The sequence below is a fragment of the Pseudomonas sp. LBUM1658 genome, from assembly GCF_059716055.1.
Genome location: NZ_CP166798.1, coordinates 5,751,549 through 5,764,111, shown reverse-complemented (window position 1 = coordinate 5,764,111; position 12,563 = coordinate 5,751,549). Strand labels below are relative to the sequence as shown.

The 12,563-nt window shown below is 59.1% G+C and carries 8 protein-coding genes; 4 read left to right on the top strand and 4 right to left on the bottom strand.

Features of this window, described 5'->3' with window-relative positions:
• Positions 1-38: 38 nt before the first annotated feature.
• The 3 genes from leuA to xseA all read right to left on the bottom strand — a co-directional run bounded on the left by leuA (position 39) and on the right by xseA (position 4,399).
• Entirely contained in the window at positions 39-1,709 is a 1,671-nt protein-coding gene (leuA, locus tag ACA064_RS26605; protein ID WP_497670787.1) for a 2-isopropylmalate synthase, read from the bottom strand.
• Between the two features lie 485 nt (positions 1,710-2,194).
• Positions 2,195-3,016: a peptidoglycan DD-metalloendopeptidase family protein gene (locus ACA064_RS26600; protein WP_497670786.1), complete on the bottom strand. Its 822-nt coding sequence runs from the start codon at positions 3,014-3,016 to the stop codon at positions 2,195-2,197.
• A 3-nt stretch (positions 3,017-3,019) separates the two neighbouring features.
• A complete protein-coding gene (xseA, locus tag ACA064_RS26595) occupies positions 3,020-4,399 on the bottom strand; it encodes an exodeoxyribonuclease VII large subunit (protein WP_497674334.1) in 1,380 nt (459 codons plus the stop codon).
• Positions 4,400-4,584: 185 nt separating this feature from the next.
• Between xseA and ACA064_RS26590 the strand changes: the two genes are divergently transcribed.
• From ACA064_RS26590 to guaA, 4 genes are all read left to right on the top strand, one after another.
• Entirely contained in the window at positions 4,585-5,352 is a 768-nt protein-coding gene (locus ACA064_RS26590; RefSeq protein WP_497670785.1) for a sulfite exporter TauE/SafE family protein, read from the top strand.
• Positions 5,353-5,438: 86 nt separating this feature from the next.
• Positions 5,439-5,987, top strand: coding sequence for a sugar ABC transporter ATPase (locus tag ACA064_RS26585; RefSeq protein WP_497670784.1), 549 nt, complete (start codon positions 5,439-5,441; stop codon positions 5,985-5,987).
• Positions 5,988-6,163: 176 nt separating this feature from the next.
• On the top strand, positions 6,164-7,633 hold the full coding sequence (gene guaB, locus ACA064_RS26580) for an IMP dehydrogenase (RefSeq protein ID WP_497670783.1): 1,470 nt from the start codon (positions 6,164-6,166) through the stop codon (positions 7,631-7,633).
• A 104-nt stretch (positions 7,634-7,737) separates the two neighbouring features.
• The gene (gene guaA, locus ACA064_RS26575; protein WP_497670782.1) at positions 7,738-9,315 is read left to right on the top strand and encodes a glutamine-hydrolyzing GMP synthase; all 1,578 of its coding nucleotides are present in this window, start codon (positions 7,738-7,740) and stop codon (positions 9,313-9,315) included.
• A 71-nt stretch (positions 9,316-9,386) separates the two neighbouring features.
• Here the strand turns inward: guaA and ACA064_RS26570 are convergent, their stop codons facing one another.
• A complete protein-coding gene (locus tag ACA064_RS26570) occupies positions 9,387-12,377 on the bottom strand; it encodes a dermonecrotic toxin domain-containing protein (protein WP_497670781.1) in 2,991 nt (996 codons plus the stop codon).
• Positions 12,378-12,563: the final 186 nt, after the last annotated feature.

The window sequence follows — 12,563 nt, the reverse complement described above, 5'->3', positions numbered from 1 at the left end:
AGGTTCTCACCTTGGGGCCTTTTGTATTTCAGCGACGGTTACGCCGCTTGAGCCTGCGGCTGGCTCAGGGAGCGGTTCAGCGCGCTGAACAGGGCCTTGAAGCTGGCAGTGGTGATGTTTTCATCGATGCCCACGCCGTGTACCGCACGTTCGCCATTCACTCGCAGTTCAATGTAGGCCGCAGCCTTGGCATTGGTGCCCGCGCCGATCGCGTGTTCGTTGTAGTCCATGATCTCCACGGCAATCGGCAGACCGGCAACCAGGGCTTCCAAGGCGCCGTTGCCCTTGCCGCGCCAGTGTTGGGTTTCTCCGTCGCAGTGAACCTCGACGTCGACCGCGCTGTGGCCGTTTTCTTCCTGCAAGCGGTGGCTGACCAGCGCATAAGGCAGGTTGGCCTGCAGGTACTCGCTGTGAAGCAAGGAGTGGATCTGCTGGGCAGTCATTTCCAGGCCCAGGCGATCGGTTTCACGCTGTACTACCTGGCTGAACTCGATCTGCATGCGACGCGGCAAGTTGATGCCGTATTCCTGTTCCAGCAGGTAAGCGATACCGCCTTTGCCCGACTGGCTGTTGACGCGGATCACCGCCTCGTAGCTGCGCCCGATATCGGCCGGGTCGATCGGCAAGTACGGCACTTCCCACAAGGCATCCGGTTTCTGTTGCGCGAAGCCTTTGCGGATGGCGTCCTGGTGCGAGCCGGAGAACGCGGTGTGAACCAGGTCGCCGACGTACGGGTGACGTGGGTGCACCGGGATCTGGTTGCACTCTTCGACGACTTTGCGCACGCCGTCGATATCCGAGAAGTCCAGTTCCGGGTGGATGCCCTGGGTGTAGAGGTTCAACGCCACGGTGACCAGGTCGACGTTACCGGTGCGTTCGCCGTTGCCGAACAGGCAGCCTTCGACGCGATCGGCGCCTGCCATCAGGCCCAGCTCGGTAGCGGCAACGCCAGTGCCACGGTCATTGTGGGTGTGCAGGCTGATGATCACACTGTCACGACGGTTGATGTGACGACCGAACCACTCGATCTGGTCGGCATAGATGTTCGGCGTCGCGCATTCGACGGTGGCCGGCAGGTTGAGGATCACTTTGTGCTCAGGCGTCGGGTTCCAGACCTCGATCACTGCGTCGCAGACTTCCTTGGCGAACTCCAGTTCGGTGGCGCTGAAGGTCTCGGGCGAGTACTCGAAGGTCCACTCGGTGTCCGGCTGCTGGGCGGCGTATTTGACGAACAGCTTGGCGGCGTCCACGGCAATCGCCTTGACCCCGGCCTTGTCCTGATTGAAGACAATCTTGCGGAAGGACGGGCTGGTGGCGTTGTACAAGTGAACGATGGCTTTTTTCGCGCCGCGCAGGGATTCGAAGGTGCGCGCGATCAAGTCTTCACGACCCTGGGTCAGCACCTGGATGGTGGTGTCGTCCGGGATGTGGCCGCCTTCGATCAAGGTACGGACGAAGTCGAAGTCGGTTTGCGACGCGGCAGGGAAGGACGCTTCGATCTCTTTCACACCCACGGCAACCAGGGTTTTCCAGAAGCGCAGCTTCTTGACTGCGTCCATCGGCTCGATCAGCGACTGGTTGCCGTCGCGCAAGTCGGAGCTGCACCAGATCGGCGCGGCGGTGATGGTTTTCGAAGGCCAGGTGCGGTCCGGGATATCAATGGTCGCAAATGCGCGGTACTTCGAGGACGGGTCTTTGAGCATGGTCATCAGGAAATCCCTATGGTGTTGGCCGAAAAGAGGCGGCCTGCCGGTGAAACATTTTCTATTGATGAAGCCGGGGACGAGGCACCGCGATTCACCCTGGCAGTCGTGCACTGACGAGGCAGAGGCTGCGGTGTTGGCGTCGCTGAATGAGGGTGTGAGAGGTTTTCATGCCTTCAACCCTAACCATTGGGATGAAGGATGGCAAGCGGGTGAAAAAAATTGAGATAATTTCTGAATATTTGCGGTTATTCGAGATTTTGTAGCGCTGGATTGAGTTTGTTGTTGGTTAAATTGCGCTGATGTACAAAGGTCAGCAATTGAATTTTCAAGGGTTGGCCAGACTTTGTTGCGATGTTGGCTTTGAGATTGCTATCGCGAGCAAGCTCGCTCCCACATTAGTCCTGCGGTGCTCACATTATTGTGAATTTGCACAAATCAACTGTGGGCGCGAGCTTGCTCGCGATGAGGCCCTTTGCCTCACAACACCTTCAGGGTTGGAATGCCCCGATAAAAATCGCCGGATCAACCCGTGCATCATTCAGGCTGATGTTCCAGTGCATATGGGGCCCGGTCGCCCGCCCGGTGGAGCCGACTTTGCCGACTACACCACCGCGGGCCAATTGCTGGCCGACCTTCACGTCGATCTTCGACATATGGCAGAACATGCTGATAAAGCCTTGGCCGTGGTCGACGAACACCGTATTGCCGTTGAAAAAATAATTGCCGATCAGAATCACCTTGCCGCCGGCCGGGGTCTTTATTGGAGTGCCGGCGGGCACGGCGAAGTCCAGTCCGGCGTGGGGATTGCGTTCTTCGCCGTTGAAGAAGCGGCGCACGCCAAACTTGCTGGAAAGCGGTCCGTTGACCGGTTTGTCCAGCAGCAGGTTGCTCGGGGTGTTCGGGCTGAAGCTGCGGTAGGCGGAAATCTGTTCGGCCAATTCAACTTCAATGCGTTGCAGGTCCGCCGGGTCGGGATTGACCTGCCGTTTGTTCTTCAGGGTGATGTGTTGTTCCGGGTATTTCTTGGCGACAACGGTGAAATTCACACTGCGCCCGCCGGCGCTGATCTGCTGGCTGCCGGGTTTGACGGTCAAGGGCACGCCGACAATCGCCAGCCAGTTGTTCTGTTCCTTGACCACCAGCAGCGGTTTGCCCTGATAGCTGGCCCTGGGGGCTTGAGCCGAGGTGCCGAGATCGACCACCGCCACGCCACCGGGCACCGGTTTGTTCAGAAGGCGGGTGATGTAACTGTCTGCGTGGGCGTTGAAGGTCAGGCACAGCAACATCAGGGAGCAAAGAAAACGCGGCATGGATCAATCCAGTAAAGAAAGGGTGACAGGCGTCAGGTGGTTGTCTTCGACGCGCACCTGCAGTTCGCCTTCGCCGAGTCTGGCTTTCAGGCGCTGACCGGGATGGGTCTGGGCGGCGCTGCGGATGGCCTGGCCACGCTCGTCCAGCAGAATGCTGTAACCACGAGCGAGGGTCGCCAGCGGACTGACCACATGCAGCGTTTGCATCTGGCTCTGCAGTTGCAGGCGACGGGCCTTCAGGCCTTCGCGCATCGCCCGGGGCAAGCGATCGGCGAGGCTGTCGAGGCGCTGGCGTAGCAGCGCAAGCTGCCGACCAGGATGCTGCCCGGCGAGTCGGGTTTCCAGGCGTATCAAGCGCTCGCGGCGGGTATTGAGGCTGCGCTCGAAAGCGCGGCGCATGCGCATGTCCAGATCGTCCAGGCGTTGCGCTTGCTGGCGCAGGCGCTCTCCGGGATGACGCAAGCGGCGAGCCATGCCTTCCAGGCGCAGGCGATCACGCATCAGCCGGTCACGGATGCGCATCACCAAACGGCGGTGCAGGCTTTCGACCCGGCGTTGCAGATCGCTGGAGTCCGGCGCGAGCAGTTCGGCGGCGGCAGAGGGTGTCGGTGCGCGGATGTCGGCGACGAAGTCACTGATCGACACATCGGTTTCATGGCCGACGGCGCTGACGATCGGGGTCACGCAGGCATCTATCGCGCGGGCGACGGCTTCTTCGTTGAAGCACCAGAGGTCTTCCAGCGAACCGCCGCCGCGCGCCAGGATCAGCGCGTCGAAGCCACGGGCATCGGCCAGTTTCAGGGCGCGGACGATCTGTGCCGTGGCTTCGCGGCCTTGTACGGCAGTCGGGATCAGGGTCAATCGGACTTGCGGCGCTCGGCGGCTGAAGACGCTGATGATGTCGCGTATTACCGCGCCGGTCGGCGAACTGATGATGCCGATACGTTGCGGATGGGCGGGCAACGGCACTTTGCGCTCAGCGCTGAACAGGCCTTCGGCGCTGAGTTTTTCCTTCAGTGCATCGAATGCCAGACGCAGCGCGCCATCACCGGCCGGCTCCACGGTGTCGAGTATCAGTTGATAGTCGCCACGGCCTTCGAACAACGACACCTTGCCGCGCACTTTCACCGCCAAGCCATCTTTCAATGCCTGGCGAACCCGTGCGGCGTTCTGCCGGAACAGCGCGCAACGCACTTGGGCGCCGCTGTCCTTGAGGGTGAAGTACACATGGCCGGAAGCCGGGCGGGCGAGGTTGGAGATTTCGCCTTCAACCCAGATGTTGCTGAACACATCTTCCAGCAACACCCGCGCACGGCCGTTGAGCTGGCTGACAGTCAGGACTTCGCGGTCGAGGCCGAGTCTTGCAAAGGGGTCTTTAATCATGGGGCGCATGATAAAGGCATTTGACCGACAATCTCTACGGCCACGCGATCCCCCGTAGGAGCTGTCGAGCGCAGCGAGGCTGCGATCTTTCCCCTGTCGCCGCAGAACAAAAGCAAGATCAAAAGATCGCAGCCTGCGGCAGCTCCTACAAGTTAATCGAAAATGAGACCAAGGATGTCGTACCCATGAGTGTTATCGCACTGTTGAACCAATGGCCGTTCGGCGCGATGGATTGGCTGCTGATCGAGCTGGGTGTCGCCCTGGCCTACATCGTGTTCGGTGTTGCCGGTTTTGGTACGGCGCTGGTGGCCGGGCCGATTCTGATTCTGTTCTTGCCACTGTCGAAGATCGTGCCGCTGCTGGTGTTGCTGGATTTTGTCGCGGCGTTCGGCAACTTGCTGCCGTCGCGGCGGGATGTGGCCAGGCCCGAGTTATTGCGCTTGCTGCCATGCATGTCGGTGGGCTGCACCCTGGGGGTGATTTTCCTGCTCAACCTCAAGTCCGATGTACTGCTGTTGTTGATGGGGCTGTTTATCAGTGCTTATGCGATTTACAGCCTGGCGGTGAAAATCCGTCCCACCCAGCTGGCTGCCGCTTGGGCGATTCCGATGGGCACGGTGGGTGGGCTGTTTGGAGCGTTGTTTGGCAGCGGCGGCTTTTTATATGCGATCTATTTGAACAGCCGCTTGCCCAAGGACGCGGCGCGGGCGACCCAGAGCGCGTTGATCAGTTGCAGCACGGTGGTGCGTTTGAGCCTGTTTTTGCTCGCCGGGGTATATGCCGAGCTACCCTTATTGTTACTGGCCTTGTGTTTGTTGCCGGCCATGGCGCTGGGCCTGTGGATTGGCCGCCGCTTGATGATGAAGCTGTCCCGGGAAGCTTTTGTGCGCCTGGTGACCTGGCTGGTGCTGGCCAGTGGCATTGCCTTGATCAGCCGTTATATGAGCACTTGACCTGATTGTGTCAGGGATTAAGCTGCCGGCCCTCAGATCCAAGTGGCATCATTGGTCATAATTCAGAATTGCTCCAGGCCTCACCGATGAACTCCCAAAGCATTATCGTCCCGAAAATTTCCACACTGCCGGTGCATGAACCCAGGGCACGGGCGATCGTGCGGTGGCTGGTACGCAAGAACATCATCGAAGCAGAGTTGACTACCTGCGGACGAACCGGCAACCGCATGGCCCATGCCATTGCACCGGGGGCGCGCGCTGTGGTGCTGCACCCGGAAGCATTGCCTTTCGGTGAGCCGGTCAACGGCCTGGAGATCATCACCAAGCGCTGCATTTACACCCCCGCCAAGGGTTTTCTTGAAGAGGCGGGCTGCGCTGAATGCCGCAAGGAAGTGGGCGAAGCCCTGTTCGACAGCCTGGAAGACTGGATGCCCGGGCGCACCGACAATTTCATCTGCCCGGAATGCGGTCATGAAGACGACATCAATGGTTTTCTGTTCTTGCAGGCATGCGGCTTTTCCAACCTGGGTTTTATCTTCAACAACTGGGCCGAGGCGGGATTCAAGCAGAGCTTTATCGACGAGTTCGCCGACTGGCTTGATCAGCCTGTTACCTGGGTAAAAGTTGAGCTTTAAATAATCCCCGATTACCGCGTTATCGTTCATCGCGAGCTTGCTCGCGATACAGGCACCGCGGTCTTCAAATTCCCCTCTTATCGCTCTGCCGATAATAGGCCAAGGTTTACATTGAGCTGTAGGGGGTGTCTGAGTATAATGGCGCGCTTCCATTTTCCCGCTCGGGAGCCCCCGCGATGCTGCGTATCAGCCAAGAAGCTCTGACATTCGACGACATTCTCCTAGTGCCCGGTTATTCCGAGGTGCTTCCTAACGAAGTCAGTCTCAAGACCCGCCTAACCCGTGGCATCGAGCTGAATATTCCTCTGGTTTCCGCTGCCATGGATACCGTCACTGAAGCCCGTCTGGCCATTGCCATGGCTCAGGAAGGCGGCATCGGCATTATCCACAAGAACATGACCATCGAGCAGCAAGCTGCCGAAGTGCGCAAGGTCAAGCGTTACGAGGCCGGCGTGGTCAAGGACCCGATCACCATCGAGGCCGAAGCCACCGTCCGTGAGCTGTTCGAACTGACCCGCCAGCACAACATCTCCGGTGTTCCGGTGCTGCACGATGGCGATCTGGTCGGCATCGTCACTTCCCGCGACGTGCGTTTCGAAAACCGTCTGGACGCTAATGTCCGCGAAGTGATGACGCCTAAAGAGCGTCTGGTCACGGTCAAGGAAGGTGCGGACAAGAACGACGTTCGCGAGTTGTTGCACAAACACCGCATCGAACGCGTGCTGATCGTCGACGAAAAATTTGCCCTCAAAGGCATGATGACCGTCAACGACATCGAAAAAGCCAAGGCCTACCCGCTGGCCAGCAAGGACGACCAGGGTCGTCTGCGTGTCGGCGCTGCGGTCGGTACCGGTAAAGACACCGGTGACCGCGTCGCTGCCCTGGTCCATGCGGGCGTTGACGTAGTGGTAGTCGATACCGCTCACGGCCACTCCAAAGGCGTGATCGACCGCGTTCGCTGGGTCAAGGAAAACTTCCCGCAAGTGCAGGTCATCGGCGGTAACATCGCCACCGGCGCGGCGGCCAAGGCTCTGGCCGAAGCCGGCGCTGACGCCGTCAAGGTCGGTATCGGCCCTGGCTCGATCTGCACCACGCGCATCGTTGCCGGTGTCGGCGTGCCGCAAATCAGCGCCATCGCCAACGTCGCCGCGGCCCTTGAAGGCACCGGCGTGCCGTTGATCGCCGACGGCGGCATCCGGTTCTCCGGTGACCTGTCCAAGGCCATCGTGGCCGGTGCTTCCTGCGTGATGATGGGCTCGATGTTCGCCGGTACCGAAGAAGCTCCGGGCGAAATCGAACTGTTCCAGGGTCGTTCGTACAAGGCTTACCGTGGCATGGGTTCGCTGGGTGCCATGTCTCAGGCCCAGGGTTCCTCCGACCGCTACTTCCAGGACTCCTCCGCGGGTGCCGAGAAGCTGGTGCCGGAAGGTATCGAAGGGCGTGTTCCATACAAGGGCAGCCTGAGCGCGATCATCCATCAGCTGATGGGCGGTTTGCGTTCTTCGATGGGTTACACCGGCAGCGCCGATATCGAAGAAATGCGCACCAAGCCTGAATTCGTGCGCATCACCGGCGCCGGCATGGCTGAATCCCACGTCCACGACGTGCAGATCACCAAAGAAGCTCCAAACTATCGCGTAGGTTGATAGTGATCGCCTTCAGGTTCAGGCCTGTGGGCGATTGATGAATTTAGTAACCGGGGCTGTTTTCTTCAGCCCCGTGTCGTTTCTGAAATTAGACGAGAATGACCATGGCCCTCGACATTCACGCCCACCGCATCCTGATCCTCGACTTCGGTTCCCAGTACACCCAGCTGATCGCCCGCCGCGTGCGTGAAATCGGCGTTTACTGCGAACTGCATCCGTTCGACATGGACGACGAAGCGATTCGCGAATTCGCACCCCGCGGGATCATCCTCGCCGGCGGCCCCGAGTCCGTGCACGAAGCCGACAGCCCGCGCGCGCCGCAAGCCGTCTGGGACCTCGGTGTTCCGGTCTTCGGTATCTGCTACGGCATGCAGACCATGGCTGAGCAGCTGGGCGGTCGTGTGCAAGGTTCGGATCTGCGTGAGTTCGGTTATGCCCGCGTCGACGTGGTCGGCAAGAGCCGCGTACTCGAAGGCATCGAAGACCATGTCGATGCCGATGGCGTCTTCGGCCTTGATGTATGGATGAGCCACGGCGACAAAGTCACCGAGATCCCGGCAGGTTTCCACATTCTGGCCAGCACCCCGAGCTGCCCGATCGCCGGCATGGCCGACGACACCCGTGGCTACTACGGCGTGCAGTTCCACCCGGAAGTGACCCACACCAAGCAGGGCGGTCGCATCCTCTCGCGCTTCATCCTCGACATCTGCGGCTGCGAAGCCCTGTGGACGCCTTCGCATATCGCTGAAGACGCCATCGCCAACATTCGCGCCCAGGTCGGCACCGACAACGTACTGCTCGGTCTGTCCGGCGGCGTTGACTCCTCGGTAGTGGCTGCGCTGTTGCACAAGGCCATCGGCGACCAACTGACCTGCGTCTTCGTCGACAACGGTCTGCTGCGTCTGCACGAAGGCGAGCAAGTGATGGCGATGTTCGCCGAGAACATGGGCGTCAAAGTGATTCGCGCCAATGCTGCCGACCAGTTCCTCGACAATCTGGCTGGCGAAAGCGATCCAGAGAAGAAGCGCAAGATCATCGGCCGCACCTTCATCGACGTGTTCGATGCCGAATCCTGCAAGCTCGACAACATCAAGTACCTGGCCCAAGGCACCATCTACCCGGACGTGATCGAGTCGGCTGGCGCGAAAAGCGGCAAGGCCCACGTGATCAAGTCCCACCACAACGTCGGTGGCCTGCCGGAAGAAATGAACCTCAAGCTGGTTGAACCCCTGCGCGAGCTGTTCAAGGACGAAGTCCGTCGTCTGGGTCTGGAACTCGGCCTGCCGTACGACATGGTCTATCGCCACCCGTTCCCGGGCCCGGGCCTGGGTGTGCGGATCCTCGGTGAAGTGAAAAAGGAATACGCCGACCTGCTGCGTCGCGCCGACCACATCTTCATCGAAGAACTGCGCAAGGCCGACTGGTACCACAAGGTCAGCCAGGCCTTCGTGGTGTTCCAGCCGGTGAAATCGGTCGGTGTGGTCGGTGATGGCCGTCGTTACGCCTGGGTCGTAGCCCTGCGTGCGGTGGAAACCGTCGACTTCATGACCGCCCGCTGGGCACACCTGCCGTACGAGCTGCTGGAAACCGTCAGCGGCCGGATCATCAATGAAATCGAAGGCATCTCCCGCGTCACCTACGACGTGTCGAGCAAGCCGCCAGCGACCATTGAGTGGGAGTGATCCCGGTCTGATTGATCGTCCGTAACACCTGAAAGGCCCCGTGAACGTGAGTTCACGGGGCCTTTTGCGTATCAGGCTCCCGCCAGTTTGACGGGTTTGAGGCCCATCAGCCTCAGCGCTGTCGAAAGGTCCGCCATGTCGGCAAAACGTCGGCCGCTGACGGAAGGCCAATTTGCTCGCTCAATGTAGACCGAGCCGTTGTCGCGCTGAATCGGTGTGCGAACGAGAGAGCCATCACCGCTGCGATGAATGAGCATGAGCTTGTTGTCGATTTTCATCACTGTGCAATCACCTGTATTGCGCAGAGCTTGTTCCGGTGTTTTTGCCAGCGCAACGCTGGGCGGTTCATTCAGTTGCAGACGCAGATCGTTTTTAACGCGGGCTAGCGGTATTCCGAAGTCATCTGTTGGAATACGCCCCGGGTCCACTTCGATACCCCTCGCCTTACCCACTTTGGTGCTTTCGATACGCAAGCCGATACCGCCTTCCAGTTCACTGAGGCCGGGAACGCCTCCCCACGTATTGGCATGACTGTCGCCGACCAGCGCTACCCAGCGATGAGCGCCGCGGGCTCCCTGATCGGCGCTAATCACCTCGTGGGCAAAAAAATTCATCATCTTCTGGCGAAAAGTATTCTCGACACCTGCCATTCCCGTGCTTCTGTAGCTGGCCATGCAATCAACGGCCTGGATGCGGATATGGCTTTCGCGGGCGGCTTTGACCACTCCCAGAAAGGTGAACCGGCCACTGGGGTCGGTTCTATGCCCTTGATCCAGATTTTTCAGGTAGTTCTCGAGGTTTTCCGAAAGCGTGCCGGTTCGGTTGAAAACGTCCAGGTCGGCCTGATGGAAATCCGTAAGCAGGTGTTCAAAGTAGAGGGTTTTGACTTTATGCTGACTCAGCACCTCCATGTTTTCGATCAGGAACTGTTTGCTGGCCACGCTTGAGTGGTTCTCACCAATAACCAGCCCTGATGTAAGGCGAAACAGTTTCTTGATGATGTTCTTGTTTTCCAGGCCCCGCGGCAAGGCAGGTATCCGAGGTCGGGTCGGTATTGGATGCGACTCGAAAAAGGCATTGGCCTCGCGGTACAAAGTTTGCCTCATCTCCTTGAATGCGATTCTGGAAGCACTCTCGTTCGAGCCGACGTACATGTCGCCGAGTTGATACTTGGTTCCCCCTCCGTTAGCCAGTGGTTCGAGTTCGTTGCGCAGGTCCTGCGGCATATCGTAAGCGGTGGGAGGGCTGTCGATGTCCGGCAGCGGGTTATCGATCTCCGGCAGCGGATTACTATCGCGGCCCCATGGCCATAACCCATCGAATTTGCCACCACCGAACAGACCGGGACGGTTGATGGGTTGCCATTCTCCCGCCGCGTCCAGCCGAACAGGCAGACTTCGATAAAACGAGTAGGGGTTTGCCGGGTCAATGATGACCCAGGTGTTCAACGCGTCGACGTAACGTACAAGGTAATAACTGTCGTTGATCAGTACGTAGTTGCCGCCGCTTGGCGGCTGATAAATACCCGCGAACTTGCCTTCCTCGCTGACGGGCGATAAGCCATCCAGCATTTCATTGGTTTCGAAGGATGACAGCAGCTCCACGCCTTGCTCCGCATAGGCAAGGCCGGGGGCGAATTGGGCAATGGGCGGAATACCTGAAGGGTTCGCTTGAACGTCATCAATCGGTTCGCTGACGCTTTCCTGTGGGCTGAAGGTTTCGCTGGCTTCGCCCACTTCGGCGAGTTCGGTTGCGCCGCGCAGGAAAGGCAGGTTGAACAGGGTTTCGATTCCGCTGGAAATGGCGCCAGCGACCCCTGCCTTGCGATCCGCCTTGGTGCTGCCGTTAATTGCCTGGTCAATGTTCAAGCCCATATCGGCAATGCCGGCGCCGACGGCGGCCAATGCCACAGGCCATCCAAGACCAGCCATTGAGCCGAAGACGTGGACAAACGCGTTCAGATAACCGATCCACATCTTTTCTCGCAGTTGTCCGTTGGAGTGCAGGGACAAGTCTGCATCGCTGTACATACGAGCCTTCACCGAGTCTCGCAGCCAGCTGAAGACATCGCCTGTGATCGGCTCGGCATTTTGATTGATCAGATGGTGGTCGTACGCGCCCCAGGTGGTGTAGAGCAGATCGATCGTGGCGTTGAGGCCGATTTTGCCGTCGTCCTGCTGTTGGGCAGACAACGGAAAATGGGTCATGAATCGCGCCCGGTTTTCCGCAAAGTTGTTTTGCAGCAGCAGCCACCAATGGAAATCGAGCAGGGTAGAAAAGATGTGGAATGTTTGGGTTTCACCCGGTGTGTAAAGAATGTTCACGCCGTTGCAGTCGGTGATGCACAGGATGTCAGTGGCCTGATAACCCCCGATATCCAGTGCGCACACACGTAACCCGTCGGCGGTCGGTGCCTGTGTTTGCAGCATATTGAGGCTGATCGGCCAGGTCACATTGCCGGCAACGGCTTTGATCACGGTCTTGAGGTTTTCGTTGTTCAACCGCGAGCCGTCGTGTTCATCCAGCGCCCGAGCCAGGAAATTGAGTTTAGCCAGGGTGCGGAAATCGTCCGAATGGAGGGGCCAGAAACGCTCCATTTTCTCTCGGTAGGACTGGCTGAAGTTGATGGCCCAGAAGTCCTTCAGGACATCTCTGGGGTACATCCGTACTTCGTTGGTTTCGTTGAATATGGAGGCGTGCGGGCCTTCGCTGTAGAAACCGCCAGCGCCATCCGGCATGCCGGGATCTTCCTGATCACTGAGGCGGAAACGCTGGACTACCAGTCGCGGCAGGGTCAAGGACTCGCAGGGCTTAGGGTGGCGTTCCCACCCCAGAAAGGCCTTAGTGCTGCTGACCGATACATTGTCGAAGCGGTGCCACCAGACCTGGTCCGGATCGATGCCTTTGATCCCGTGCTTGTCGAGAATGCCCTGGGCGGCTTCGTGGGCCATGGCGTGCAAGTCGGGGCAGGCCTCGATAAATGGCAGCGCCAACGCTTTGAGAGTCTGCTCGTCGGTCGGATTCGGGAGGAGGGATGGGGTGGTTGTTTCAGTTGAGTTCATTTCTCGCTCCTTGAGAAATGCGGGTTGGAGTGAGGAGACTATGGCAAGTCTTCGAGATCGAAGATGTAGGATCGGGCGCTATCGGTGTTCAGTCCAATGGATGAGCACCGTAAGAAAAACGCCAGTATGTACGGTGTGAGAGGACGGCGGATGTAAATCCGCCTCCTGCCAGATTTAACTTTTGCT